Here is a 26,843-nt window from a genome sequence, read left to right on the forward strand (position 1 = left end):
CCACATCCGCCTTCACCCTGCGGAAACCCGGCGCCTGCGCGGCAGACGGCTTCACCGGAGCCGTGTACCGCTGCGCGACCAGACGGGAGACCGCGTTGTTCCCCGCCGCACGCTGAAGACGTTGCAGGGTGCGGGGATCAGGGGCCGGGCGGTCGCCGGGCGGCCGGTCGACAGGTGGGCGTTCCGGGGCCGTCGTCGTACGGGAGACGTCTGTACGGGCAGCGGCGGGGTCCTTCTCCGGAACCGCCTTCATCCGCCCTCCCCCGACCGCACATGCTCCCGACCGGGCATGGTCCTGTCGCTGTCCCAGGGTGTGTGCGACGCCCGCGCGGTACGCAGGGCAGGCGCACCGCGGTCGGGGGCAGGGCCCCGCGGCACGTACAGCACGACGGGGTTGCCTGATCGGGCAGGGGCCGGTGCACGGGTGGGCGGCCGTGTGTCCGTTCCCGGTGATCGCCGGTCTCGCGAGAATTGCGGGCGTTCCCGGCCAAGGAGAGACTCATATGCCGTCGTACCTGTCCCCGGGCGTCTACGTCGAAGAGATCGAGTCCGGATCACGGCCGATCGAAGGGGTGGGCACCTCGGTCGCCGCCTTCGTCGGCTTCGCCCGCAGGGGCCCGTTCGACGAGCCGACGCTGATCACCAACTGGAGCCAGTTCGCCGGCACGTTCGGTGACTTCGTCGACGGTACGTATCTGGCGTCCGCCGTGTACGGGTTCTTCGCCAACGGCGGCGGCGTCTGCTACGTGGTGCGCATCGACGACGGCACCCGGCTCCCGGCGGACGGTGAGGACGACCGGGGCACCGGGCAGCTGCCGGCCGGATCGGAGACCCAGCTCGGGCCGTACGCGGTGAAGCCCCGTCCCGGGGCGGCCGGCGAGATCACCGTCGAGGTCACCGAGGTGGAGGGGGACGATCCGCCCTCCGACGTCTTCCAGCTGATCGTGAAGCGGGACGGGCAGGTCGCGGAGACGTACCCGAGCGTCACGACCAAGCGCAGCAAGGAGAACGTCGCCACCCGGGTCAACGCCAAGTCCGAGCTCATCGAGATACGCGAGACCGGGCGCGGCGCCGCCCCGGCCAGGCCCGGACCGCAGAGCGTGACGCTGGCTCCCGCCGCGCCCGCCTCGCCCGACGCCGGGGCGCTCACCCCCGAGCTGTACGTCGGCGACCCCGACCGCCGCACCGGTCTCGGCGGGCTCGAAGCGGTCGAAGAGGTCACGACCATCGCCGTGCCGGACCTGATGAGCGCGTACGAACGCGGGCTGCTGGACCTGGAGTCGGTCATTGCCGTGCAGCAGGGGCTCATCAGCCACTGCGAGTTGATGGGCGACCGGGTCGCGATTCTCGACCCGCCGCCGGGACTGAGTCCGCAGCAGATCCGCGTCTGGCGCACCGACCGGGCCAACTTCGACTCCAAGTACGCCACGCTCTACTACCCCTGGATCCGGGTCGCCGACCCTTCGTCCGGGCGCGCCCGGCTCGTCCCGCCGAGCGGCCACGTCGCGGGCGTCTGGGCCCGCAACGACGAGTCGCGCGGGGTCCACAAGGCCCCCGCCAACGAGGTCGTACGCGGTGCGGTCGCCCTGCAGACCCAGCTGACCAAGGGCGAGCACGATCTGCTCAACCCGATCGGGCTGAACTGCATCCGCTCCTTCCCCGGGCGCGGCATCCGGGTCTGGGGCGCGCGCACGCTGGCCTCCGACCCGGCCTGGCGCTATCTGAACGTCCGGCGCCTCTTCAACTACCTGGAGGAGTCGATCCTCGCCGGCACGCAGTGGGTCGTCTTCGAGCCGAACGACGACGCCCTGTGGGCCCGTATCCGGCGCACGGTCTCGGCGTTCCTGGTCAACGAGTGGCGCAAGGGGGCGCTGTTCGGGCTCACTCCGGAAGAGGCGTTCTACGTCAAGTGTGACCGCGAGACCAACCCGCCGGAGAGTATCGATGCAGGTCAGGTCATCTGCGAGATCGGGGTGGCACCGGTCAGGCCGGCCGAGTTCGTCGTGTTCCGCCTCTCCCAGCTGACCGGGGGCACCGGCGGCGTCGACGAGTAGCGCTGCCTGGTCCCCCTAGGTCCACCAAGCGGTAAGAGCCGTAAAGGAGCCTGTTGTGCCACTTCCCGATCTCGACAGCACCGTCGGGGCCTCCTTCGGCCTCGAATTCGACAGCGTCGTCATCAAGCAGATCACCGAGGTCAGTGGTCTGAAGATGGAGCAGGACGTCATCGAGCTGAAGCAGAACACCGCCGACGGCCGCTACGCCATCAAGAAGCTTCCCGGCAGGCCGAAGGCCGGTGAGGTGACCGTGACCCGCGGACTCACCGAGGACAACAGCTTCGAACGGTGGATCAAGGACTCCCGGTTCGGCCGGATGACCGCGGCCCGCCGCAACGGCGCGGTCATCGTGTACGACCACGAGGGCATCGCCATCAAGCGCTACAAGCTCATCAACGCCTGGCCGAAGTCCCTGGAGATCGGCACCCTCAAGGCCGGTGACACCTCGGTCCTCACGGAGAAGCTCGCGATCACGTACGAGAGCATGGAACTCGACTGATGCGGCGTACGACACCGGCGGAGGCGCTCGAACGGCCGGACACGCATCCCCCGGCCGGCGGGACCGGGCGGTCCGGGCAACGGGAGCCGCTCCGTACCGAGTTCACCTTCGAGCTGCCGCGCGGGTACGTCGACGAGACGGGCGCCGTGCACCACACGGGCGTCATGCGGCTGGCGACCGCACGCGACGAACTCGTGCCGCTGCGGGACGACCGGGTGCGCGAGAACTCCGCGTACCTCTCGGTCGTGCTCATCGCCAGGGTCGTCACCCGGATCGGCACGATCGACGACATCCACCCCGGCATCATCGAGGACCTCTTCGCCTCCGACCTGGCCTTTCTCCAGGACTTCTACCGGCGGATCAACGCCGAGGGACACACCCGCGCCGCCGTCTCCTGCCCGGCCTGCCACGAGGAGTTCGCGGTGAATCTCGCCGGTGGCCGCCTGGGGGAATCGTGACGTACGCGGCCGACCTGCTCTACGAGGAGGTCGCGTACCTCGCCTATCACTTCCACTGGCCGCTCGATGAGCTGCTGGACCTGGAACACCAGGAACGACTGAGGTTCGTCGCACAGATCGCTCGCCTCAACGGGCAGTAGCGAACAGCGCAGGGAGGGCGGGAAAATCCATGGGCCTGATGTCCTGGCTGCGCGGCGGCGGGCGTACGGAGACAGGTGCGGGTGCGGGTGCGCAGACGGGCTCCGCTCCGCCGGAGTTGTCCCGCGAGCGGTTCGATCCGGCCGAACTGCCGCCCATTCAGCGAATGTTGGGCGCACAGGAGTTGGTCATTGATCCGTCCGGGTTCCAGGGGTCGCTCTCCACCCGGCAGGACACCTCGCTCGGCACCCCTCTCGGGCATCTGGTCAGCCCGGACGCGCCCACCGGGCTCGTGCACGGGATCACCGCTCCGGCTCCGGCGGAGCACCCGTCGCCGGTGCAGCGGTCCGTGGAGCGGCCTGGGGAGGCGCCGGTCCGGACCGGGTACGTGCCCATGCCCGTGCAGCGTGCTGCCGCAAGCGGTGGTTCGCCCGCGATGACGTCGGCCGGGGAGTCGGCCGTGGCGGAGCTGCCGGTACGCCAGTTGGTGGGCGAGCAGCCTTTCGTAGCGGCCTCGGCCTCGGCCTCGGAACCGGTGGCCGAGGCCGCCGGCCCGCCGTCGCTCCCGTCCTCGGCCCCGCCCGTTCAGCGTTCGTCGCTGCCGCCTTTCCCGGACCGGCCCCGGCGGGCGCCCGGCCTGGGTGCGCCGATGTCCGCACTGCCGCCCACCGCGCAGCGGCAGGCCGCCCACGCCGGTTCGGAGGCGGAGGGGGCGGCCGGGAGCTACGAGGCCGCTGCGGCTCCCGAGGCCCCCGAGGCCCACGGGGTTCCCGGGTTGTCCGCGCCGTCCGCGCCGTCCGGAGTTCCGGAGTCCGGCCCCGAGGCCGGTGGGCCCACCGCGCCGTTGCTGGGGGACTCCCCACTGCTCCCCGCCGCGTCGGAGTCCGTACCGTCGGCTCCCGCGCCGGCGGTGCAGCGGTCCTCCGCCGTGTCCTTTCCGGGCCGGCTCGCGCCGCCCCGGACATCCGACCCGGTCGCGCCGCTGCTCGCCGACCGGCCCGTGGCGCTCCAGGCAGGGCCGGGCGGCGGCGCGGGCGCCGTACAGCGTTCCGCCGTGGACGGGGCGGAGGCGGCGGCATCGGTTCCGTCGGCCGGTACGGGGGCGACGCCCGGTCCGTCGTCGTACTCGCCACCGCCCTTTTCGCCGCACTCTGTGCCGGATTCCGTTCCGGTGCGCTGGACCTCGGACCGGGCGGGCGGGCCCTCGGTGACGCCGGCCGCATCCCTCCCGGCGGCGTTGCAACGTACGGCCATGGCTGCGGGGGAGGCGTCGCGTACGGCGTCCCTACCGCGTCCCGCCCTGCAGCGTCGGGCAGTTGGCGGGCCGCCGGTGCCGCGTTCATTGCCGGGTTCCGGTAGTCGGTCCGCACCGTCCACCGCTCCCGCCCCTTCCGTGACCTCCTTCACCACGGCCGGTTCGGCCGCCGTGGCCGCCGGAGTGGCCCAGCGGATGGCGGACGGCAGCGTCGTCTTCGGGTCGCCGCCGCCCTCGTACTCGGCGCCCGTCGTCCAGCGCGAGACGGAGAGCGAGGAGCCACCGCCCCCGGATCCGCCCCAGGACGCCACGCCGGAACCCGAGCCGGAACCGGAACCCGGGCCCACGGCCGAGGCCCACGGCGCGCCGGGCGCCTCCGCGGCCACGGCTGCCTCCGCCTCCGCGTCCGCAGGAGCGCCCGTCGTCACCGACGAGCTGGTACGCGCCCTGTACGCGCCGCTCAGCAGGCTCTTCAAGGCGGATCTGCGACTGGAACGCGAACGAGCGGGCTTCCTCATCAACACCAGGCACTGAGAACGAGACAAGAACAGCACGGAGAACGAGACAGGACCAGGCACTGAGATCGAGAGGTACGGACCATGGCCACCGCCCAGGAGAACGATCCCGCCGTCAGTGTCTGCTTCGTCGTCACGATCGACGACATCGAGCTCGGCTCGTTCAACACATGCGACGGGCTGGGCTGCGAAGTGGTGCTCGAAACCCGTGAGGAGGGCGGCAACAACGGGCATCTGTGGCAGTTGCCGACCCGCCTGAAGTACTCGAACGTCAAGCTGTCCCGGCCGCTCACCAAGGAGACCGAGAAGGTGGCGCGCTGGTTCGCCACCATGACGACCGGGTTCAGCCGCAAGACGGCGCACATCGAGGCACGGACCGGGGACGGGCAGAAGGTGGCCCAGTGGGGGCTGCTGGAGGTCGTGCCGGTCCGCTGGACCGGGCCCTCCTTCACCCCCGAATCGCCCAAGGTCGCGATGGAGACGATCGAGATCGCCCATCACGGCTATGTGATGGAGGGCTGAGCGTCGTGAGCGGTGCCGGTCCCATCGCCTTCAGCGCCGCCGGTACGTCCGGGGCGGCGGGAGCGAAGACGGGCAAGGGCGGTTCGGCCCGGCCCAAGCTGGAGCACGCCTATCTGGAACTGCGGACCCCGCCGACCGGCGGCGGCCTCACCCCCGGCGGCCCGTGCGGGCGGATCGACTTCCAGTTCAACCCCAAGGAGCTGAGCCTCACCAAGGCCGCTTCCTGGAAGCGGAGTCCGGCCAAGGGCGCGAAGAGCTCCGGCCCGCCGGAGTACCAGGGATCGCAGCCCAGCAAGCTCACCGTGGAGATGTTCTTCGACGCCAGCGACACCCAGGACACCCGGGTGGTGACCTCCGTGGAGCAGCTCTTCGCCTGCTGCGTGCCGACGAACGAGACCCGGCAGCAGCAGCGGTCCTCGCCGCCGTGGGTGGTCTTCCACTGGGGCGGGCTGACCGGGTTCCCCGGTTACGTGAGCCAAGTGCAGGCGAAATACACCCTGTTCACCACGTCGGGCGTGCCGATCAGGGCCGTCTGCCAGGTGACGATGGAGGAGATCAGCGGCGACACCCCGGGCCAGAACCCGACCTCCGGCGCCCTCGCCGCCCGCCGGGTGCACCGGCTGGGCGCCGGGGACTCGCTGCCCTCGCTCGCCCAGCGCGAGTACGGCGACCCGGCGGCCTGGCGGGTGATCGCGGAGGCGAACGGGATCGACGACCCGCTGCGGCTGGCCCCCGGACGGCAGCTGCTGCTCCCCGCGCTCGACGAGCTGAACCGGCTCCGAGAGGCCGAGGGCGGAGGGCGGTCCTGATGGCGCAGTCGGGCGTCGCGACGGCGCTGGTGGTGGAGTTCGGCGGCAGTCCGCTGCCGGCGAAGTTCGTGAACACCCTGGTCGAGGGGTACGTCGACGACAGCCGGACGCTGCCCGACCTGTTTCTCCTGCGCTTCCGCGACCCGGACCGGGTGCTGCTGGAACAGACCGGGCTGAAGATCGGCAGCGAGGCCCGGCTGCTGGCCCGTGCGGGCGGCGACTCGGCACCGAAGCCGCTGCTCAAGGGGGTCGTGACCGCCCTGGAGGTGGAGCTCGACGAGACCGGCACGTTCACCGTCGTACGCGGGCTCGACGAGTCGCACCGGCTGTTCCGGGGGCGCCGGGTGGCCAGCTACCAGAACATGACCCTCGCCGACATCTGCGCCCAGGTCGCCCAGCGCGCCGGACTCAAGCCGGGCAACGTCGACGTGGCCGGTCCGGTGCTCGAACACATCGCCCAGCCCAACGTCACGGACTGGGAGTTCATCCGCGACCTGGCGGAGGAGGCGGGCGCCCAGGCATATGTGCTCGACGGCCAGTTGCACATCACCCGGCCCGCGGAGGCGAGCGGCGCACCCGACGGTTCGGCGCGGGCCGACCGCGACCCGCTGGTCCTGGAGATGGGCAGCAACCTGCTGCGCTGCCGGGCCGGGGTGTCCTGTGCCGAGCAGGTCTCCGAGGTCGAGGTGCGCGGCTGGGACGTCAAGGCCAAGCAGCCGCTGGTCGGGCGGGCGCCCGCCGGGAAGTCGGCGACGCTGGAGCTGGGGGTGAGCGCGGCCGAGGTGTCCGCCCCGTTCGGCGAGGCGCGCTTCGTGGTCACCGACGCGGCGTACGGGGCGCAGGCGCAGGTGGACCAGGCGGCGAAGGCCCTGGCGGAACGGATCGCCGGGTCGTTCGCGGAGCTGGAGGCGGTGATCCGGGGGAACCCGGAGGTGCGGGCCGGCAGCGCGGTGGCGCTCAACGCGGTGGGGGCACCGTTCGAGGGGCGGTACACGGTCACGTCGTCCCGGCATGTCTTCGACCCGGTGCGCGGCTACGAGACCTGGCTCACCGTCTCCGGGCAGCAGGAGCGTTCGCTGTTCGGGCTGACCGGCGGCGGGCCGGGGTCCGGCGGGCCGGGCACGGGGACCGGTGGTGGTTCGCGGTGCGCGGGGCTGGTCAGCGGGACGGTCACGGACACCCAGGACCCGGAGGGCTCGGGCCGGGTCAAGGTGCGGTTCCCGTGGCTGTCGGACGAGTACGCGAGCGACTGGGCGCGTACGGCCCAGTCGGGCGGGACCAGCGGCGGTGAGGCGTTCATCCCCGAGGTCGGGGACGAGGTGCTGGTGGGGTTCGAGCACGGCCACCTGGACCGCCCGTACGTCCTGGCCGGTCTGTACAACGGGAAGGACCGGCCGTCACAGGGCAGCGGCGGCGGTGGCGGCGGTAGCGGTGGCGGCGGCGGTAGCGGCAGCGCTCCGGCGGGCGCGGCCGGTGCCGTGGCCGGTGCGGCGACCGGCGCTCCGGACACCTCGGGGTCCGCCCCGGAATCCGCCCCCGGCACCCCCCTCGTCGATCCGACCAGCGGGGCCGTCAACCGGCGTTCGGTCGCCTCCAAGAGCGGCGACCAGCTGGAGATCCTGGACGACTCCAATGGCCCGCAGGGCGTACGCCTGCTCACCGGTGACGGAAAGCTGAAGATCGATCTGGACCGCAAGGGCACCGTGATCGTGATCAACAGCGACGGCAGCGTGAACATCGAGGCCAAGCAGCAGGTGTCCATCAAGGCCGCCCGCGGCGTCACGCTGGACGGCGGGCAGGGAACGCTCGAACTGAGCGGCGACAGCGTCACGTTGAAGTCCCGCGGCGGAGTGAGCGTCGACGGCGGGAACGGTGAGGTCAAGCTCTCCACCGGCGGCACGGTGGCCGTCCGCGGCGCCCAGGTAACGGTCGACGGAACGCAGCGCACCGACCTCAGGAGTGGCGGCTCCCTGGCCGTCAACGCACCCATGGTGAAGATCAATTGACGGCGCGGACGCGCGGAGCGAGAGGAACGGACTGCCATGTCAGCAGCCGCACGGGTCGGTGACCCCACCGGCCACCCCGGCACGGTCGGACCCCCCGGCGTCCCGACCGTGCTGATCGGCGGGCTCCCCGCCGCCACGGTCGGCACCCCGCACCTGTGCGCGTCGCCGCCGCCCGCGGTCCACGCCCCGTCCGCGATCATGCCGCCCGGCAGCACCACGGTGCTGATCGGCGGCCGTCCCGCCGCCCGGGCCGGGGACCGGGCCGCCTGCGGCGCGCCGATCGTGTCCGGGTGCCCGACGGTGCTGATCGGAGGCTGAGCGGCCATGGGACAGGAGTTCATCGGCGCGGGCTGGGCCTTCCCGCCGCGCACCGACGCCACCGGCTCCATCGCCCTGGTGCGCGGGGAGCACGAGCTGGAGGAGTCGATCCGGCTGATCCTGGCGACGTCGCCGGGCGAGCGGCCGATGCGGCCGGAGTTCGGCTGCGCCGTCAACGACTACGTGTTCGCCCCGGCGGACGCGGGCACGGCCGGGCAGCTCGCGTACGAGGTGCGGCTCGCGCTGGACCGGTGGGAGCCCCGGATCGAGGTCACCGAGGTCGTCGTCCGGTTCGACGAGGCGGACAACGGCGTCCTGTACATCGACATCGGCTACACCGTGCGGGGCGCCAACGACCCCCGGAACCTGGTCTTCCCGTTCTATGTGATCCCGCAGCACGAAGAGGTGGACGGCGCGTGACCCTGCCCAGCCCGTACCTGGACGACCGTCACTTCCAGGGCCTGGTCGACGAGGCGAAACGGCTCGTCCAGCAGCGCTGCCCCGAGTGGACCGACCACAATGTGTCGGACCCCGGAGTGACCCTCATCGAGGCCTTCGCGACCATGGTCGACCAGCTCGTCTACCGGGTGAACCGCGTTCCGGAGAAGAGCTATCTGGCCTTCCTCGACCTGATCGGGGTCCGGCTCCACCAGCCCACGGCCGCCCGCGCCGACGTGACGTTCCGGCTCTCGGCGCCACAGCCCGAGCCGGTACGGGTGCGGGTGGGCACGGAGGTCGCGACCGTGCGCACCGAGACCGAGGAGGCTGTGGTCTTCACGACCGAGCGCGAACTGGCCATAGTGCCCTGCGAGTTCGCCCATCTCGCCACCTGGCCCACCTCCGGCGACACCCTGGACCGTACCGAGGAACTGGCGCTCGGCCGCTCCGTCCCCTGCTTCGGCACCACGCCCGCGCCGGGCGACGCCCTCTACGTGGGCCTGTCCGCGGCCGTCCCCGCGGGGGTCGTCGTGCTCCGGCTGGACTGCGCCGTCGAGGGCGTCGGCGTGGACCCGCTGCGCCCGCCGCTGGTCTGGGAGGCGTGGGACGGCAGCGCCTGGACGGCCTGCGAGATCGAGAAGGACGACACCGGCGGTTTCAACCGGTCCGGAGAGCTGATCCTGCACCTCCCGAAAAGCCATGCCCCGAACGTCGTCGTGCGCCGGACCGGCGGCTGGCTGCGCTGCCGGCTGGTGGAGGCCGCCCCGGGGCAGCCCACCTACATGGCACCCCCGGTGGTGCGCCGGATCACCGCGTTCACGATCGGCGCGACCGTCGGCGCCGTGCACGCGGAGACCGTGACCGACGAGGTGCTCGGCCCGGCCGAGGGCGTACCCGGCCAGACCTTCACGATCAGCCGCCCGCCCGTCGTCCCCGGCGACTTCGTCGTCGAGGTCGCGGATCCGACGGGCGGCCCGCAGGGCACGGAGTGGACCCGGGTCGACGACTTCGCGCACTCCGGCCCCGAGGACCGGCACATCACGCTCGACCCCAACTCGGGGCGGGTCGAGTTCGGTCCGGCGGTACGGGAGCAGGACGGCTCCATCCGCTACTACGGGAAGGTGCCGCCGAAGGGCGCCACCGTACGCGTGCGCTCGTACCGCACCGGCGGCGGCCTGCGCGGCAATGTCGCCCGCTCCACCCTCCGGGTGCTGCGCAGCGCCATCCCGTACGTGGCCCGGGTGGAGAACCGCAGCCCGGCGCTGGGCGGGGTGGACGGCGAGACGGTGGAGAGCGCGCGGGTGCGCGGACCGATGACGCTGCGGACCCTGCACCGGGCCGTCGTGCCGCACGACTACGAACTGCTGGCCCGTGAGGTCGCGCCCGACGCGTCCCGGGTGCAGTGCATCCCGGCCGGCGAGGACTCGGACGTCGAGGCGGGCGGGGTGCGGCTGCTCGTCGTACCGGCCGGGCGCAGCGACGAGCAGGGCCGGATCCGGTTCGACGAGCTGATCCCGCCGCAGCAGACCCTCGCCCTGATCGCGGGACATCTGGACGAACGGAGGCCCATCGGCGCCCGGTTGGTGGTCGAGCGGCCCTTCTACCAGGGCGTCACGGTGGTCGCCAGGGTCCAGGCCCGCCGAGGTGCCGTGCCGGAGAAGGTGCAGGAGGAGGCGCTGACCGCCCTCTACAGCTACTTCAACCCGCTGAGCGGCGGACCGGGCCGGGACGGCTGGCCGTTCGGCCGGCCGATCCAGTCGGGCGAGGCGTTCGCCGTGCTCCAGCAGGTGGCGGGCGTGGACCTGGTGGAGGACGTACGCCTCTTCCCCGCGGACCCCGTGAACGGGCAGCGCGGCGAACCCACCACCAAGATCGCGCTGGACCGGCACGCGCTGGTCTTCAGCTACGAGCACCAGCTCCGGGTACGGGAGGCCTGACCACCATGCGCACAGCCGTGACCGGCCTGCCGACGCCGCACCCGCTGATCGAACAGCTCCCGGCGGTCTACCTGGAGCAGGACTTCCTGCAACGGTTCCTCGCGGCGCTCGACGACGTACTCGCCCCCGTCCTGCTCTCCATCGACAACCTGCCCGCCCACCTCGACCCGCGCAGCGCGCCGGAGGACTTCCTCGACTGGCTGGCCCAGTGGGTGGCCGTGGACACCCGCACCGACCATCCGGTCGAGCAGCGGCGGGCGACGGTGCGCGGCGCGGTCGAGCGGCACAGCCGACGGGGCACCCGGCGCGGTCTCGCGGAGGCGGTGCTGCTGGAGACCGGGATCGAGCCGGAGATCTTGGAGAGCGGCGGCACGGCATGGTCGACGATGCCGCACACCCGGTTCCCGGGCGGCCCGCGGCCGTGGGTGACGGTCCGGGTCCGGGCCGCGCAGCCGTACCAGGTCGACCGGGTGCGGCTGGAGGAGCTGATCCGTGCGGAGATACCGGCGCATGTGGGCTTCGACCTGGAGGTGCTGTGATCTGCGAGTCGTGCGGGCAGAACAACCCGCCGGGGACACAGTTCTGTACGTCGTGCCAGGCGTTCTTGGAGTGGGAGGAGCCGCCGGGCACGCCTCCGGCGCCTTCCACCGCCCGGCCGCCCCGGGCGCATTGGGATCTCCACGTTCCTCCGGCCGCCCCCGCGCCGCGGCCGGACCCTCAGCCCCGGCCGCAGCCGTCCCCTCGGCCCCCCGTTGCCCCGACCGCCGCCCCGCGTCGCCCCGGTGACGACACGGACGAGCCGGTGCCGGGGCCCGAGGCGCTGCCCGACGTACCGCCCGATCCGGCGAACACACCCCCGGGACCGCCCCCCGCCCCACCCGTCCGCTGCCCCAACTGCCGTACGGAGAACGCCCCGGACCGCACCCTGTGCATCCGCTGCGCACTGCTCCTGAACCCGGGCCCGCCGCCCGAGGTGCGGCCTCCCTGGTGGCGGCGGATCTTCCGGCGGCAGCCGCGTCAGGCGCCCGTCGCGGGCACCAGGCCGAAGCGCCGGCTGTGGCGCCGCCCCGGACTGGCGCTGCCGATCGTGCTGATCGTGCTGGCCTGCGGGGTCTGGTTCGCGCTTCCGCACATGTCCGGCTGGTTCGGCTTCGCCAAGGACGAGACCGGGACGCCGGAGGCGGTGCCGCCGACCCGGTTCCGGGCCTCCAGCAGGGCTCCGGGGCACCCGGCGGGCGCGGCGTTCGACGGCTTCAACAACCGTTACTGGGCGTCCTCGGCCGCCGGCGCCGACACCGGAGTGGGCCAGTACCTGGAGTGCGACTTCGAGCAGCCGGTACGCGTGCTGAAGCTGGTGGTCTTCTCGGGCACATCGGCCAAGATGGACGAGTTCCTCACCCAGGCCCGCCCCGCCAGGATCACCGTCCTGCTCACCTCCGCCGACGGGACCAGCGTCAGCAAGAAACTGCGGGTCAAGGACCAGCCGGGCCAGCAGACCTTCGACCTGCGCGGTTCGGAGATCGTCAGGGCCCGGCTCACCACCGACACCACGTACGGAGCGGGCCCCGGCCGGCGGCTCGCCGTCGCCGAGATCGAATTCTTCGGCCGCAGGACCTGACCGGGGCGGACACGGCCCACCACGGGCGGACGGCCGAATCCGGCGTTCGCCCGTGCCGGGACCGCCGGTGATCCAGGATGGACGGCACTGCCGGCGCACCTCATCGGAGTCCCTCATGAGCACAGGCCAAGACACGTCAGCGTCCCGGATAGACACCAGCAGGCCGCACCCGGCGCGGGTGTACGACTATCTGCTGGGAGGGAAGGACAACTACCTCGTCGACCAGGAGGTCGGCGAGAAGCTGCCCGAAGTGGCCCGGCGCGCCTGCCTGTTGAACCGGGCCTTCATGCACCGGGCATCGGCGTGGGTGGCCGGCACGGGCGTGAACCAGTTCCTCGACATCGGCACCGGCATCCCCACCGAACCGAATCTGCACCAGGTGGTCCAGGCGGTCGATCCGGCGGCCAGGGTCGTCTACACCGACAACGACCCCATCGTCCTGCGTCACGCCGAGGCCCTGCTGACCGGTACGCCGCAGGGTGCCACCTCGTACATCGAGGGGGATGTCCGCGACCCGGAGACGATCCTCGCGCACGCCCGCGAGGTGCTGGACTTCAGCAGACCGATCGCGCTGTCCCTGATCGCGCTGATGCACTTCCTGACGGACGAGGAGGACCCGTACGGCCTCACCCGTACCCTCGTCGGCGCGTTGCCGTCCGGCAGCTACCTGATCTTCTCGCACGGCACCGCGGACTTCCTGCCGGCCGAGCTGACCGAGCGGATCGGCAGTACGTACCGGGAGGGCGGCATGACACTGCTCGCCCGCGACCGCGCCCAGGTCGAGCGGTTCTTCGAGGGGCTGGAGTTCGTGGCCCCCGGACTGGTGTCCGGCCCCGAGTGGTACAAGGACACCCAGGCGCCGGAGTACGAGCCCAATGGCGTGTACGTGGGAGTGGCGCGGGTCCGCTGAGACGGGTGCGCGGCGCCTCCGGGTTCCGGGGCCGTCACGTCCTGCGCAGCTCCACCAGCGCCTCCGCCTGCGCGAGACCGCTCTCCTCGACGACCTCGCGCACGCTCTGCGCCTCGCGCACCGGCGCGAACCGCACCCGCCCGCCGGCGTCGGTGCGGTAGCCGTACACCGCGGGCCGGGGCAGCGAGTTGTACGAGAAGTGCGAGGAGAAGTAGTACGCGCCGGTGTCGTGGAGGGCCACCACGTCGCCGGGCTCGATGGCCGGCAGCTCGACGCCGGTCGCGGTGAGGTCCCCGGCGAAGCAGCAGGGGCCCGCGATGTCGACGACCTGGGGCGGCCCCTGCTTGGGGCGGCCCGCGGCGTCGAAGACCTCGACGCGCAGCGGCCAGGAGCCGGGCATGAACACCGTACGGGTGGCGACCTGGGCGCCCGCGTGCGTGACCGCGATCCGCCGGCCGCCGGCCGACTTGGTGTACTCGACGACGGTGCCGATCGTGCCGCTCTTGGCCAGCAGCGAGCGGCCGAACTCGGTGACGAGGGTGTAGCGGCCGTCGAAGAGACCCGGTACGGCCGCCCGGAGCCCGGCGACGTGATCGGCGTACGTGGGCCGGTCGTCCTCGTCGGTGAAGTTGACGGGCAGGCCGCCGCCGATGTCGATCCCGGTGATCCGGGCGTGGCCCAGCCGGTCGTTGATCCGCTCGGCCAGCTCGTACGCCGCGCGGATGCCCTCGGCGATGAGCGGCAGCGGGCAGCCCTGGGAACCGACGTGCGCGTGCAGCCGGTTGAGCCAGGGGCGGCGCTCGAACGCCTCGGTCACCGCGTCCACGGCACCCGGATCACGCAGCGCGACACCGAACTTCGAGGTCGCGGTCGCGGTGCTCATCGCGCCGATGGCCCCGGCCCCGACCTGCGGGTTCACCCGGAGCCCGATGGGTCCGGCCGCCTCCCGGCCGGCCAGCAGGCGGTCCACCCGGGCCAGCTCCTGGAAGTTGTCCAGGTTGATCGCGATGCCGTGGGCGAGCGCGAACTCCAGCTCCCCGACGGTCTTGGCGGGACTGTCGAAGACCAGCCGGTCATACGGGAACCCGGCCGCGAGGGCCTGCTCCAGCTCACCGGGCGAGGCGACCTCGCACCCCATCCCCGCGTCCGCGAGCAGCCGCAGCACCGGCACCAGACCGCACGCCTTGGCGGCGAACGTGTGCTGCACCGGGGCGGGCCCCGCGAACGCCTCGTTCAGCGCGCCCACCGCGGCCAGCACACCGTCCACGTCGAGCAGACCGACCACGGGCGAGTGCGGACCGAGCAGCCCGTCCTCGACGGCACGCGCCAGCGCCGCCGTGCGGCGCTCACCGCGCTGCCGGGACGCCGAACCGGAAGTCATGTGAACCACGACAACACCCCTCCATCTGCCATGTCCGCCACAGCTGCCACGTATGTCGTACGGACAGCATCGGCGCGCAGGGGACGGCGCGTCTTCGACCGACACGACGACGCCCGCCCGATTCCCTTGCCGTACCGGACAGCGGAACGATCAAGTGCTCCCGGTCCCGTGCGGCCGGCGGGCCGCGAGCCGCAGCCCGATCTCCGCGAGCAGCCGCACCGCGGGGTCGGCCGGATCGACGCCGAACAGCTCCCGGGCCCGGCGCAGCCGGTACCGCAGGGTGTTGGGGTGCACATTGAGGCGCCGCGCGGCCGTGCCGGTGTCGCAGGACGCGTCCAGATACGCGGTGACCGAGTCGCCGTACGCCGAACCGTGCACCCGGTCGTGCTCCGCCATCGCGTGCACCGGCCCCGACAGCGACCCCCACAACGGCTCCACCCGGTCGAGGAGCCGGAGCACCGTCGCCTCGGGGACCACCTCGTCGTACGCCGCCACCGCCGACCGCGCCTCCCCGGCCGGCAGCCTCGCGGCCCGCTCCCGCAGCACCCGCACCACCAGCTCCGCGGCCTCCCGCGAGGCGGGCAGCCCGGACAGCCCGGCCGCCACCGGCCCGGCGCCCGCGAGGACCACGTCGCGCGGCACCGAACGCGCGCCCGCCAGCAGGGTGCGCGACGGATCGGCCTCCCCGTCCCCGGCCGGGACCAGCACGTACAGCCGACGCCCGGACCGCGCGGTCACACACCCCGGCCGGTACGCGGCGGCCCGAAGCGCGAGCACATCCAGCACCCGCTGCCCGGCACGCACCGCGTCCCGCCCCTCGCGTGCCGTGCCCGGTGCGTCGTACGCCCCGGCTTCCCGCCCGTCGTGCGTTTCCGGGCCCCGACCGTCGTGTCCCTCGGCTCCCGGTCCGTCGTACGCCTCCGCGACCACCACCGCGTACGGCCGGTCCGCCGTGACCCCGGCCTCGTGCGCGGACCGGACGTCCCCCCTCAGCAGCGCGTGCACCGCTCCCTCCCGTGCCCTGGCAGCCGCCCGGCCCCAGGTCTGATGGTGGGACAGATGGGGTACGGCGGCCCGGGCCGCGGTGCGCAGCGCTGCCGCCGCGTCCTCGGCGAGCGGCCGGCCGTCGGCGGCGGCCCAGATGGACCCGAGCACCTCGGAGCCGTGGCGCACCGCGATGGCCAGCCGCTCGGCGTACCGGTCGTCGGCGGGCAGCCGCACCACGTCCTCGGTGCTCCACAGCGCCCGGAAGAAGCCGCTCTCGCGGAGCTCGTCGACCCGCCAGCGGGGGACCTCCTGGCCGAGGATGGTCAGCCGGCGCATCGGGTCGGGTTCGTGGTCCATCCGCGAATAGGCCAGCACCCGCGACTGCGGATCCTCGATCGTGATGGCCCCGCCGACCAGGTCGGCCACCGTATTGGCCAGCCCGGACAGGTCGCCGGGCCACAGCCCCGCCACCCCGGCGGCTCCGGCCGGGGCGCTGTGGACCAGGGCGGTCCGCAACCGGCCGAGCACCTCCGTCCACCCCTGCTCCGGCCGCCGGGTCAGCAGCGCCGTACGCCCCCGGCCCGCCGCCTCCACCAGTTCGGCGCGCGGCCCCCGGGCGCCCCGCCGCATCACCACGGCCGCCGCCCCGGCCCGGTCGGCGGCGCGCAGCACGTCGAGCGCGTCGGGCGAGGCGGCCTCCACACCGACCGCGAGCAGGATCAGCCCGGCCGCCGTCCGTGCGCCGTCGTCCTCCCGTTCCTCGCCGGGGTCGTGCAGCACCACATCGGTCACCGGCACACCGGTGCCGCACGGTGCCACGACGACATCGAGCATTCCGGGGTCGATCAGCCCGAGGATCCGCTCCAGCGAGGGCCCGGTCTCGCGCCGGTCCGGTTCGTGCGTCGGCATCCGCCCATCATCGTCGGCCCGGCCCCGCGCGTGGAGGTGTCGGCCGGACTCAGCCGCGGAGGGCGTCGAACGCCATGTTCAGATGACGGGGTCCGCGCAGCACGGCGTTCTGCCGGTACGGGGGCGGGTCCTCGACCAGTCGGGGGCCGTCGAGCCGGTGGGCCAGCGCGGTCAGGGCGAGTTGGGCCTCCAGCCGGGCGAGTGGCGCGCCGAAGCAGTTGTGGATGCCGCTGCCGAAGCCGAGATGCTGGATGTCCGGCCGGTCGGGGTCGAAGCGGTCGGGGTCGGGGAACCGCTGCGGATCCCGGTTGCCGGCCGCCAGGACGAGCCAGACGGAGGCGCCCTTGGGGATGGTGGTGCCGGCGATGTCGATGTCCGCGAGTGTGGTGCGCTGCGGGAGCAGTTGCACGGGCGGCTCGAAGCGCAGCAGCTCCTCCACCAGCGGGACGGCCAACCGGGAGTCGTCGCGCAGCCGTTCGAGGACGCCGGGGTTGCGCAGCAGGGTGAGCGTCCCGTTGGTGATGAGGTTGACCGTGGTCTCGTGACCGGCGATCAGGAGGAGCGCCGCGGTGCTGAGCACCTCGATCCGGCTCATCTGCCCGTCCGGGCCCTGCTGGGTGACCAGCGCGGAGAGCATGTCGTCGCCGGGGGCACCGCTGCGTTCGTCGATGAGCCCGGACAGGTACATCCCCAGTTCGGTGCGGGCCTCGTGGGTGGCGCGGCGTTGCTCACCGGGATCCCCGCCCGGGTCCGGGTCGAGGCCGGCGGCGATGGTGTCGGCCCAGGAGTGGAAGCGCGCCTCGTCCTCGCGCGGCACGCCCAGCAGCCGGCAGATCACGGTGACGGGGAAGGGGTACGAGAAGTCGTCGACGATGTCGACCTCCTTCCGGTCCCCGAACCCGTCGATGAGGCCGTCGACGATGCGGGCCAGCTCGCCGCGCATGTTGTACACGCGCCGGGGTGTCTCCGGCGGCCCGAACGGCCGCATCGTCATCCGGCGCAGCCGGTCGTGCTCGGGCGGGTCCAGCCGCAGGAAGGAGGGCGGCAGCGGTGAGTCCTCCTCCTCCTGGAGCAGGGTGCCCGCGGCGCCGGGGGAGAGGTTGCGGGCGTCCGAGCTGATCCGGGGATCGTGCAGCAGACTCTTGATCTCCCAGTACGTGCTGACGACGAACAGCTCGTCCCCCTCCTGCCGCACCGGTTTCTTGCGGAGTTCGGTGTACAGCGGGTACGGGTCGGCGCGGTTGGCGTAGTCGATGATCTGCCGCAGGAGTGTGTCTTGCGTCATGGTGGCGGGTCCTTGCTGGCGTCCTTGGTGGCGTCCGTGACGGACGTGGGGCAGCGGTCTCGGGGCAGCGGGTGCGTGGCGCACCGGCACGTGGGGCAGCGGTACGTGGCGCGGTGGCGCCGTCAGCCCCGGCCGGGGGTGAAGGTGATCCGCTGGTCGGCCGGCGAGTAGCCGCTGACGGTGACGGTGGGGCCGTGGGTGGGCAGCGAGGGGTCCGGGAAGTCGGCCGGGACCGGCCGCAGGCCCTCGGTCCTGCGGTCCACCGAGGAGTAATCCGGCGGGAACGGGGCGCCCGACTCGATCTGCCGCTGGTAGAACTCCAGCCACTTCGTCTGGTCGAAGGAGACCGCGGCGATGACCCGGCCCTGGTACCCGTACACACCCGTGAAGCGGTGGTCGGCGAGCGAGCCCTGGGCGACGATGACCTCCTCGCCCAGGGACGGGACGCCGACCGACTTGATGTTGACCCCGAACTGGGAGGACCAGAAGGCCGGCACCCACAGGTGCGGGCGGCGCTCGGAGCTGCTGCTGATCATGTTGTGCGCCGCGGTCGCGGCCTGCGCGACGGCGTTGCCCCAGTGCTCGAGGGAGAGGAACTGATACCCGAACAGCGCGTGCGGGGACCGGGCGACATCACCGGCGACGAAGACGTCGTCGGTCACGATGCCGCGTACGTCGAAGGCCCGGCACCCCGCGTCGCAGGCGATGCCGCGCGGACCGGCGCCGAGCCCGGACCCGGCCAGCCACTCGGTGTTCCGCGTCGCGCCGAGCGAGACGACGGCGACATCCGTGTCGAGGGTGGTGCCGTCGGACAGATGGGCCCGCCGCAACCGGCCCGCCGAGTCGCCCTCCAGACCGGTGACCATGATCCCGCAGCGCAGATCCACCCCGTGCGCGCGCTGGAGCTCCGCGGCCGCCTGGCCGACCACCCCGCCGAGCGCGCCCACGAGGGGCGCCGCCCCGCGTTCGGCGACGGTCACCGGCAGCCCGCGCTCGCGGCAGGCCGAGGCGATCTCGGAGCCGGTGAAGCCCGCGCCGATGACGAGCACCCGGCGGGGCGAGGCCGCCAGCCGCCGGTGCAGCCGGGCCGCGTCGTCGCGGGTGCGCAGTACGAAGACCCCGTCCAGCTCGGCCTCCGCCGGGTGCGGCCAGGGCCGGGCCCGTACCCCGGTGGTGATCAGCAGCCGGTCGTACTCCACCTCGTCGCCGTCGTCCAGCCGCACCCGCCGGGCCGCCATGTCCAGCCCGGTGGCGGCGACCCCCAGCCGCCACTGCGCGTCGAGCCCGTGCTGCCGGGGCAGCTCGGTGTGATCGGCGGACGCGTGGCCCAGCAGGACCTGCTTCGAGAGCGGCGGCCGGTCGTACGGCTCATGGGGCTCGTCGCCGATCAGCGTGAGCGAACCGGTGAACCCCTCCTTCCGCAGGGTCTCCGCGGCCCGGAGGCCGGCCAGGGAGGCGCCGACGATCACGATCCGCCCCTCGCGCCTCAGCCGCTCCAGAGCACCGTCACCGGACACCGGACAGCCCCCGACCCACCGCGGCCGGTACCTCGTCCGGGTCCTCCACCAGGATGGCCTGCACCGGACACGCGGTGGCGGCGCGCAGCACCTGCTCGCGCTGTGTCTCGTCGGCGTGCGGGTTGTACAGGAGGGATTCCTCGCCGTGCATGGCGAAGACATCGGGTGCCAGGAACGCGCACTGTGCGTACCCCTGGCACCGGTTGAGATCGACGACAAGCCTCATCAAGGGGCCGCCCTTCCAGTAGTGCTTCCGCCTCAGCGTGCGAGGGCCGTTCCGGATCCGCGAGCACAGGCGGACCGATGGAGTCACGGGGCGACCGGTGGGGTCACGGGGCGACCGGTGGGGTCATCGCCGGTCCGACGGGTTCACTGCCGCACGTGCCGTGACCCGGTCGGTGCGGCCACGAGGATGTGGATGCTGACGACCAGGGCCCACAGGGGGAATGACAGCTCGGACCAGGCGAGGCTGCTGGTCGCGAAGAGCAGGGTCAGGCCGACGAGGGCGCCGAGAACGGTGAGCGGGCGCGGCATGATGCCGAGCCGGTGCCCGATGGCGGAGGTCGAGAAGATGAAGACCGCGGCCATGCGCATCGAGTAGGTCGTCAGCAGGCTGTACGTGAAGTGGCCGCCGAAGAACCACAGTTGCTGCTCCTGCCCCGTCGCGGTCGTGTCGGCCGTCGCCAGCAGGCTGCCGGCCGCCGCCGCGGCCCCGAAGAGGGTCGCCACGAAGACCAGGCCGCTGCCCAGGAAGACGGTGGCGAGGAACTTGTCCTCGGCGTCCCCGATGCGTGTGCGTACCACCCCCATGAACCACAGGAACGAGATGCCCGCGAACGGTACGAGTTCGAGCGCCGTCCGCACCGTGCGCCGGCGCGAGGGATCGGTGAGCCACTCGCCGGAGCCCTTGCCCGGCCCGGACGGGATCGCCAGCCGGATCATGACGATGGCGGCGGCGAGCAGCAGGGCGAAGACGACCCCGGCCGTTCCCGCGGCCCGCGGAGTGCGCAGGGCCCGGCGCCGGGCGTCCGACGGCGTCTCCGGTCGCGGCTCCATGGTCGGTGGCTCACCTCCTCCGGCTCCGGGCCGTCGTCGGACCGACGCACCCTGGAACCAGCAAGCACCCGTACGGGAGCCCGTGCCACCGGGACCGGCCGGGAGGGTGAAACCCGTTCCGGAAGAGCGCCCGGTGAGGGTCAGCCGGCCCACCGTCCGGAGAGGAACGTGACGGCGACGATCGTCGTCAGCGGCGCCCCGACGGTGAGGCAGACGGTCCTGACGCGCGGGCTCCGCAGACTCCACGCGGCGAGCCCGGTCCACAGGGGCCACCACAGCAGGGTCGCCCGGGGCACGGAGGTGTACCAGTAGGACGTGCCCAGCGCCCACAGGCTGAGCGCGATGTACGTCGCCTCCGCCCAGCGCCGCTGCCGGAGCAGCAGGCCGCACAGCACCAGGCCGACGACCATGGCCAGGAGTTCGGCCTGGCACATCAGGGCGTAACCCGTGCTCTGGGAGTGCCCGAAGGCGGCGTGCCAGGTGTTCTTCCACGCCTCCCAGGGGGCGTGGAATTCGCGGTACCAGCCACGCTCCTCGGCGTGCTTCCAGGCCATCCAGTCGCCGGTGTGCGCGTGCAGGTACCAGCTGTGGAGCAGCGGCGGCAGGGCGGGCAGCGCCAGCCAGGGAAGACGGCGCCAGTGCGCCGGGGTACGGGCGGTCACCAGGAAGTGCACCGCGAGCGCCCCGGCGAGGAAGAGGCCGCTGACCCGGACGGTGGTGGCCAGGCAGGTGAGGAGGGCCGCCAGTGGCCAGTTGAGCCGTTGGGCGGCCAGCCAGGCCGGCAGGGCGAAGGCGAGGAAGAGCGCCTCGGTGTAGCCGGCGGCGAGGAAGACCGCGCACGGGGAGAGCAGGAAGAACAGCGCCGCGCGCGTCCCCGCCCCTTCCTGCGGCAGATGCAGCCGGGCGATCCGGGCCAGGGCCAGTACGGCGACCCCGCCGGCCACGAACGAGATCAGCGCACCGGCGGCGGGCCAGCTGGGGACGACGGTGTGGACGGCGCGCAGCAGGAACGGGAAGCCGGGGAAGAAGGCTTCCCTGTTGTCCCAGTCGGCCGTCCAGGGGCCGGTCCCGTCCGGGAAGTAACCGGACTGGGCTATGTGCAGGTAGTGCCACCAGTCCCACCGCTGCCACGAGGAGAAGAACGAACCGGCATGGTGGGACCGCCCGTCGTCGGGGAACAGCCACCGGGTGCAGTACGCGGTGGTCCAGATCCCGGCCCGGGTCAGCAGATACAGCCACAGCACCTCGCGATCGGCGGCCCCGATCCGCGGGAACCGCCGGTGGGGAGGCACCGGCGCGCGCCGGGGAGCGGCGATCGCGGCGCCGGCGGCGTACGGATGCTTCTGCTGCTTCTCCGCCTGCCGCTGCGGAGCGGAAATGCTCACTGCACGTTCTCCCGATCTTTCTGTTCTTCTCGGTTCGTCCGGCTCATCGGCTTCGCCCGGATCAGGGAGGCGGCAGAGTGACGTTCCGGCCGGGAGCGGTGGTCGACCCCGACGGGCTCCGGCTCTCGCTTTCGCTGGAGGAGGGCGTATTCATGGGCGGCAGGCTGGTCCTGGGCGCGCTGGGCGAGGACGTGGCCGGCGAGGGCGAGGTCCGGGGCGACGGAACGGGCGACGGGGTGGTGGCGGGCACGGTGGCGCTCCTGCTGTCCGGCAGGAGCGTGGCCACGGCCGCACCCGTACCGGAGAAGACCAGACAGGCACCCACGGCCAGCGCGACCATCCGCCGCCTGCGTACGCGCCGGCCGCGCTCGGTGATGTACGACGGCGGCGCGGAACGCGCACGCGACTGACCGACCGCCGCGGCTTCCTTGAACAGGGACCTCAGTGGGTCTCGGGGTTCAGACACAGGGCCCCTCCTCGGTACGCGGATCCTGCAGACGGTGCGAGAGCGTGGCCCGGCCCCGGGCCAGATGTGTCTTGACGGTGCTGGCCGCAAGGCCGGTCTCCACGGCGATCTGTTCGACGGTCAGATCACAGACGTAGTGCAGCGCCAGCGTGCGGCGCTGCTTGGCAGGCAGCTCCCGCAACGCCTCCACCAGCGCCACCGTCTCCGGCCCCGGCGCCTCCGTATGGGGCGGCGCACCACTGCGCTGCCAGGCATCGGCCGCCCGCCGCCGCCCCCGCCACCGGCTCACCGCCAGCCGCCAGGCGACCGTACGGATCCATGCCTCGGGCTGCCCGTCGCGATCGAGCTGACGCCGCCGGCTCCACCCTTTGACGAAAGCTTCCTGCACCACGTCCTGCGCTTCGTGCTGGTCGCCGAGCATCACGAACAACTGCCCCGTCAACCGGGCAGCCGTCAGCGCGTAGAACTCTTCGAACTCCTCGACGGTCAACAAACAACTCCTGGATCTCCTCGGTCTCACCCGGCATACGCACGGCCCCCCTCATCCGGACGACACGGAATCCGAAGAAGCCGGGTGACGGTGGTCACACGGCTCCGAAGCGGGGTGCGCCGGAAGCCCTGAGTACCAGCATCCGGGCATACGGGAGAAAGAGTTATCAAACCCCTTGACCAGCGAGAAATTGGGAGGAGAATCGTCAATACACCAGAAAACCAGAGCGAGCCGCACCGTCGACGGAGACGTCCGCCGATCCGAGTGACCCTCTCGTTGGCTCTGGCCAGGCCCCCGGCAGCTCCTCCGGATCCGGAGCTTTCAGCGACGGTTGGAAGTCCCGGCACCGAGAAGGACTACCGGGGACTGCATGTGTGCACCCGTGTGTATCCGTGTGCACCCACGGCCGCGTGATCATGCCATGGAGGCGGGGCGCGGGACGCCGTGGAAGCTGACCGGAAGCCGGTCAGCCGACCGGGGGCCGGTCAGCCGGTGAAGCCGGGGACCATCAGGCCGGACTCGTACGCGATCACCACCGCATGGGTCCGGTTCTGCGCGCCGAGCTTGGTCAGCACGTTTCCGACGTGGGTCTTGACCGTCTCCAGGCTCACCGTGAGGGCCTCCGCTATCTCCGGATTGGAGAGGCCGGTGGCCATCAGGCGCAGCACCTCCTCCTCCCGCCCGGTCAGGTCGGCCTGCGGCAGGGCCTCGGCGGAGCCCAGCGGACGGGCGGCGACCATGCGGCCCAGTGCGGCCGGGAAGAGCACCGCCTCGCCCGCCGCCACCACCCGGACCGCCTCGGCGATCCGGCGTACCGGGAGGCGCTTGAGGACGAAGCCGCTGGCGCCCGCGCCGAGGGCGGCGGTGACGTAGCCGTCGTTCTCGAAGGTGGTGATCACCACGACCTTCGGCGGGTCGGCCGTTTCGGCCAGCAGCTGGCGGGTGGCCTCGATCCCGTTGCGACGCGGCATCCGGACGTCCATCAGGACCACGTCCGGCCGCAGGACCCGCGCCCGTTCGACCGCCTCGACGCCGTCGGCGGCCTCGCCGACCACCGTGATCCCCGGCTGGGCGGCGAGCAGCATGCCCAGGCCGCTGCGGGTCACCTCGTCGTCGTCGGCGATCAGGAGTCTGACGGCGGGGTCGGCGACGGCGGAGAGGCTGACGGCGGGACCGGCGACGGTGGGGCCGACGGCGGTGGGGCCGGTGGTGGTGGGGCCGGTGGTGGCGGGGTCGGCGAAGGCAGGCAGGGCCGTGCCTTCGTCCGCGCCGGAAGCACTCACGCCGACGCCCGCACCGGGAGCCGGACGGCCAGCCGCCAGTGCTGCGTACCGTCCGGGCCGGCCCGGAACTCACCGTGCAGCAGCCGTACGCGTTCGGTGAGTCCGGACAGGCCGTGGCCGGAGGTCGGGAAGGCCCCCGGGCGCGCGCCCGGGTCCGTACGTGCCCCGGTCCGGTTGACCACCGTGAGGTCCAGCGCGTCGGGCCCGGCCACCACCTTGATGCCGATCGGGCCGCCCGCCCCGTGGCGCAGCGCGTTCGTCAGCCCCTCCTGGACGATTCGGTACGCCGCCCGGGAGAGCGTCCCCTGCACCTGCGCCAACTCGCCCGACAGCTCCGGCTCCACCACGGCCCCCGCGTGCCGCAGACGGTCCAGCAGCCCGGGGAGGTCGGCCAGGGTCCGGGTCGGTGCCGTCCCCGACTGTTCCTCGCGCAGCACTCCGAGTACGTAGTCCAGGTCCTCCAGCGCGGCCCGCGTCGACTCCTCGATGCTGCGCATCGCGGCCCGCGCCGCCACCGGGTCGGCGGAGAGCATCTCGCCCGCCACCGCCGCCTGGATGGTGGCCGCCGTCAGCGTGTGGCCGATCGAGTCGTGCAACTCGTGGGCGATCCGGTTGCGTTCGGCCAGCCGCATCTCCCGCTCGGCGGCCAACGCGAGCCGTTCGGCCGCCGACGGACCCAGCAGCCGCGGCGCAGACCACCGCAGGAGCTTCGTCACCAGTACGCAGATGGTCACCGCCAGCACGATGAACACGGCCGCCACCACCCAGCTCCACCCGCCCGAAGCCTGGAGCGACGAACCGAACAGGCTCAGCCGCGCCTCGGCGCCGATCCAGTTCCCCGGCAGTGCGATGCCCATGATGAACAGCATCCCGCCGGCCATCGCCCCCATCCACCCGACGGCCACGTGCAGCACCAGCCAGAGCGGGGTCCGCCAGCGGTCGAGGCCGGGTGAACCGGAGGCCCGGCGACCGGCCACCGGATTCGGCAGCGGCACCTGCAGCAGCCGGCGGGCGGATGCGACCAGCGCCCGCCGCACGGGGCGCACCAGCCCGGCCGAGCCGACCAGCACCGCCCAGACGAGCAGGACCAGGACGATCCGCACACTCTCGGGTCCGGACGGCCACAACGCCGCGGGCAGCAGGGCGAAGGGCAGCAGCGGAAGGCTTGCCAGCGCGCCGCAGTAGGCGAACAGCACACCCGAATACGTGGAGCCGCGCAGCAGCGGCCGGATTCCCCTGATCATGGGCGCCAGTATCACCGGGTGGCTCACCGGCAGCCTCCCCCGATCGGGGGAGCGATTTCTCCCGCCTTGCCGCGATGCGGTCGAGGGGCCCCGGAAACCAGGATCGTGCCCCGACCAAACGATTTCTCGGCCCAGGAGTTGACTCATGCGTGCTCGGACCCAGCAGGGCCCCCGTTCCTCGACCCGGCAGCAGGGCGGCAGGCGGCGACGAGCCGTATCGGCCGCGGCCGCGATGGCCATCGGCGTCATGACACTGGCCGCCCTCACCCCACCCGCCGCCTCCGCCTCCGCTGCTGTCGCCACCGCCCGGCCGGACGCCGTCCAGCAGGCCCTGAACACGCTGGTGCGCGACGACGGGATGCCCGCCGCGCTGGCGAGCGTCAAGGACCGTGACGGCCGCACCCGCACCTACACCGCGGGAGTCGGCGACCTGGCCACCGGCTCGAAGGTGCCCAGGGGCGGTCAGGTCCGGATCGGCAGCAACACCAAGGCGTTCACGGCGGTCGTGGTTCTGCAACTGGTCGCCGAAGGGAAGATCGCCCTCGACGCCGATGTCGACACCTACCTGCCCGGCCTCGTCCGCGGGAAGGAGATCGACGGGCGCCGCATCACCGTCCGCCAACTCCTCCAGCACACCAGCGGACTCCCCGATTACGGCATGCACATCGACGACGACGAGCTCAGGCACCGGTACTTCGAGCCGCGCGAGCTGCTCGACATCGCCCTCCGGTACAAGGCCGACGCGGCTCCGGGCAAGACGTGGGGATACAGCAACACCAACTACCTCCTGGCCGGCCTGATCGTCCAGAAGGTCACCGGCCGCCCCCTCGCCGAGGAGATCGACCGGCGCATCATCAAGCGCGTCGGGCTGCGCCACACCTACTTCCCCGCCCCCGGCGACAAGACCATCCGAGAGCCGCACCCCCAGGGCTACCACCGCAGCCCGGCGGACGGACCGCTGCGCGACTTCACGGAGATCGACCCGTCCGCGGGCTGGGCGGCAGGCCAGCTGATCTCCACCGACTCCGACCTCAACCGCTTCTTCGGCGCACTCCTGGCCGGCCGCCTCCTCCCGGCGGCCCAGCTCGCCGAGATGCGCACGACCGTCCCCGCCGGGACCTCCGGGCTGCGTTACGGGCTGGGGCTCACGAGCAGGCCGCTGCCGTGCGGCGGCGTCTACTGGGGCCACGGCGGCGACATCCCCGGATACGAGACCCGGGGCGGCGTCACCGAGGACGGCCGCGCCGTCAACGTCACGGTCACCAGCATCCCGACGGACGAGACGGCCGTGCAGCACGTGAAGGACGCCGTGGACAGGGCCCTGTGCGGATGAACCACGCACCCAGGCAACCCACACCCACAC

General features: G+C 72.7%; 26 protein-coding genes. 16 read left to right on the forward strand and 10 right to left on the reverse strand.

From position 1 onward, the window contains the following. Positions 1-503 precede the first annotated feature (503 nt). From ACFVH0_RS35390 to ACFVH0_RS35455, 14 genes are all read left to right on the forward strand, one after another. The gene (locus ACFVH0_RS35390; protein ID WP_385827037.1) at positions 504-2,054 is read left to right on the forward strand and encodes a phage tail sheath family protein; all 1,551 of its coding nucleotides are present in this window, start codon (positions 504-506) and stop codon (positions 2,052-2,054) included. Positions 2,055-2,109: 55 nt separating this feature from the next. Next, on the forward strand, positions 2,110-2,553 hold the full coding sequence (locus tag ACFVH0_RS35395; RefSeq protein WP_072488539.1) for a phage tail protein: 444 nt from the start codon (positions 2,110-2,112) through the stop codon (positions 2,551-2,553). After that, positions 2,553-3,011 carry a hypothetical protein gene (locus tag ACFVH0_RS35400; protein WP_385827039.1) on the forward strand — a complete coding sequence of 153 codons (459 nt, stop codon included), beginning with the start codon at positions 2,553-2,555 and terminating at the stop codon, positions 3,009-3,011. Before ACFVH0_RS35395 ends, ACFVH0_RS35400 begins: the two co-directional genes overlap by 1 nt. Continuing rightward, positions 3,008-3,151: a DUF6760 family protein gene (locus ACFVH0_RS35405; protein WP_266747444.1), complete on the forward strand. Its 144-nt coding sequence runs from the start codon at positions 3,008-3,010 to the stop codon at positions 3,149-3,151. The genes ACFVH0_RS35400 and ACFVH0_RS35405 overlap by 4 nt, the downstream gene beginning before the upstream one ends. A gap of 29 nt (positions 3,152-3,180) precedes the next feature. Continuing rightward, complete coding sequence (locus ACFVH0_RS35410) at positions 3,181-4,938, forward strand: hypothetical protein (protein ID WP_385827041.1); 1,758 nt, start codon at positions 3,181-3,183, stop codon at positions 4,936-4,938. 65 nt (positions 4,939-5,003) lie between these two features. After that, on the forward strand, positions 5,004-5,441 hold the full coding sequence (locus tag ACFVH0_RS35415; protein WP_072488542.1) for a phage tail protein: 438 nt from the start codon (positions 5,004-5,006) through the stop codon (positions 5,439-5,441). A gap of 5 nt (positions 5,442-5,446) precedes the next feature. Further along, a complete protein-coding gene (locus ACFVH0_RS35420; RefSeq protein WP_385827043.1) occupies positions 5,447-6,250 on the forward strand; it encodes a peptidase M23 in 804 nt (267 codons plus the stop codon). Next, a complete protein-coding gene (locus ACFVH0_RS35425; RefSeq protein WP_385827045.1) occupies positions 6,250-8,256 on the forward strand; it encodes a VgrG-related protein in 2,007 nt (668 codons plus the stop codon). Before ACFVH0_RS35420 ends, ACFVH0_RS35425 begins: the two co-directional genes overlap by 1 nt. Before the next feature lie 36 nt (positions 8,257-8,292). Continuing rightward, positions 8,293-8,574: a PAAR domain-containing protein gene (locus ACFVH0_RS35430; RefSeq protein WP_385827047.1), complete on the forward strand. Its 282-nt coding sequence runs from the start codon at positions 8,293-8,295 to the stop codon at positions 8,572-8,574. Positions 8,575-8,580: 6 nt separating this feature from the next. Further along, positions 8,581-8,994, forward strand: coding sequence for a GPW/gp25 family protein (locus tag ACFVH0_RS35435; protein WP_124720016.1), 414 nt, complete (start codon positions 8,581-8,583; stop codon positions 8,992-8,994). Next, complete coding sequence (locus tag ACFVH0_RS35440) at positions 8,991-10,949, forward strand: putative baseplate assembly protein (protein WP_385827049.1); 1,959 nt, start codon at positions 8,991-8,993, stop codon at positions 10,947-10,949. Before ACFVH0_RS35435 ends, ACFVH0_RS35440 begins: the two co-directional genes overlap by 4 nt. 5 nt (positions 10,950-10,954) lie before the next feature. Next, a complete protein-coding gene (locus ACFVH0_RS35445) occupies positions 10,955-11,488 on the forward strand; it encodes a phage tail protein (protein ID WP_385827051.1) in 534 nt (177 codons plus the stop codon). A 263-nt stretch (positions 11,489-11,751) separates the two neighbouring features. After that, positions 11,752-12,567, forward strand: a complete 816-nt coding sequence (locus ACFVH0_RS35450; protein WP_385827053.1) for a discoidin domain-containing protein — start codon at positions 11,752-11,754, stop codon at positions 12,565-12,567. 115 nt (positions 12,568-12,682) lie between these two features. Continuing rightward, positions 12,683-13,477 (forward strand): SAM-dependent methyltransferase, encoded by a 795-nt coding sequence (locus ACFVH0_RS35455; RefSeq protein WP_385827055.1) that lies wholly within the window; start codon positions 12,683-12,685, stop codon positions 13,475-13,477. Positions 13,478-13,511: 34 nt separating this feature from the next. On the opposite strand, the gene ACFVH0_RS35460 is transcribed toward ACFVH0_RS35455, so the two are convergent. The 7 genes from ACFVH0_RS35460 to ACFVH0_RS35490 all read right to left on the reverse strand — a co-directional run bounded on the left by ACFVH0_RS35460 (position 13,512) and on the right by ACFVH0_RS35490 (position 21,991). Then, positions 13,512-14,858 (reverse strand): diaminopimelate decarboxylase, encoded by a 1,347-nt coding sequence (locus tag ACFVH0_RS35460; protein ID WP_385827057.1) that lies wholly within the window; start codon positions 14,856-14,858, stop codon positions 13,512-13,514. Between the two features lie 150 nt (positions 14,859-15,008). Then, positions 15,009-16,754 carry a PucR family transcriptional regulator gene (locus ACFVH0_RS35465; RefSeq protein WP_385827059.1) on the reverse strand — a complete coding sequence of 582 codons (1,746 nt, stop codon included), beginning with the start codon at positions 16,752-16,754 and terminating at the stop codon, positions 15,009-15,011. A gap of 49 nt (positions 16,755-16,803) precedes the next feature. Continuing rightward, positions 16,804-18,039, reverse strand: a complete 1,236-nt coding sequence (locus ACFVH0_RS35470; RefSeq protein ID WP_385827061.1) for a cytochrome P450 — start codon at positions 18,037-18,039, stop codon at positions 16,804-16,806. Positions 18,040-18,161: 122 nt separating this feature from the next. Further along, a complete protein-coding gene (locus ACFVH0_RS35475) occupies positions 18,162-19,556 on the reverse strand; it encodes an NAD(P)/FAD-dependent oxidoreductase (protein ID WP_385827063.1) in 1,395 nt (464 codons plus the stop codon). Beyond that, positions 19,546-19,782 carry a ferredoxin gene (locus ACFVH0_RS35480; RefSeq protein ID WP_385827065.1) on the reverse strand — a complete coding sequence of 79 codons (237 nt, stop codon included), beginning with the start codon at positions 19,780-19,782 and terminating at the stop codon, positions 19,546-19,548. The genes ACFVH0_RS35475 and ACFVH0_RS35480 overlap by 11 nt, the downstream gene beginning before the upstream one ends. Before the next feature lie 143 nt (positions 19,783-19,925). Next, the gene (locus tag ACFVH0_RS35485) at positions 19,926-20,612 is read right to left on the reverse strand and encodes a hypothetical protein (protein WP_385827067.1); all 687 of its coding nucleotides are present in this window, start codon (positions 20,610-20,612) and stop codon (positions 19,926-19,928) included. Positions 20,613-20,752: 140 nt separating this feature from the next. Next, entirely contained in the window at positions 20,753-21,991 is a 1,239-nt protein-coding gene (locus ACFVH0_RS35490) for a mannosyltransferase family protein (protein WP_385827086.1), read from the reverse strand. Between the two features lie 83 nt (positions 21,992-22,074). Here ACFVH0_RS35490 and ACFVH0_RS35495 point away from each other — a divergent pair, with 83 nt between their 5' ends. Then, positions 22,075-22,407, forward strand: a complete 333-nt coding sequence (locus ACFVH0_RS35495) for a hypothetical protein (protein ID WP_385827069.1) — start codon at positions 22,075-22,077, stop codon at positions 22,405-22,407. Positions 22,408-22,455: 48 nt separating this feature from the next. On the opposite strand, the gene ACFVH0_RS35500 is transcribed toward ACFVH0_RS35495, so the two are convergent. From ACFVH0_RS35500 to ACFVH0_RS35510, 3 genes are all read right to left on the reverse strand, one after another. Continuing rightward, positions 22,456-22,953: a SigE family RNA polymerase sigma factor gene (locus tag ACFVH0_RS35500; RefSeq protein ID WP_385827071.1), complete on the reverse strand. Its 498-nt coding sequence runs from the start codon at positions 22,951-22,953 to the stop codon at positions 22,456-22,458. A gap of 485 nt (positions 22,954-23,438) precedes the next feature. After that, positions 23,439-24,080, reverse strand: a complete 642-nt coding sequence (locus ACFVH0_RS35505; protein WP_385827088.1) for a response regulator — start codon at positions 24,078-24,080, stop codon at positions 23,439-23,441. 152 nt (positions 24,081-24,232) lie between these two features. Continuing rightward, complete coding sequence (locus tag ACFVH0_RS35510) at positions 24,233-25,480, reverse strand: sensor histidine kinase (RefSeq protein ID WP_385827073.1); 1,248 nt, start codon at positions 25,478-25,480, stop codon at positions 24,233-24,235. A gap of 145 nt (positions 25,481-25,625) precedes the next feature. On the opposite strand from ACFVH0_RS35510, the gene ACFVH0_RS35515 reads away from it, so the two are divergent. Beyond that, positions 25,626-26,813: a serine hydrolase domain-containing protein gene (locus ACFVH0_RS35515; protein ID WP_385827075.1), complete on the forward strand. Its 1,188-nt coding sequence runs from the start codon at positions 25,626-25,628 to the stop codon at positions 26,811-26,813. The last annotated feature ends 30 nt before the right edge of the window (positions 26,814-26,843 follow it).

It is taken from the genome of Streptomyces sp. NPDC127117 (genome assembly GCF_042677325.1).
Lineage (GTDB): Bacteria > Actinomycetota > Actinomycetes > Streptomycetales > Streptomycetaceae > Streptomyces.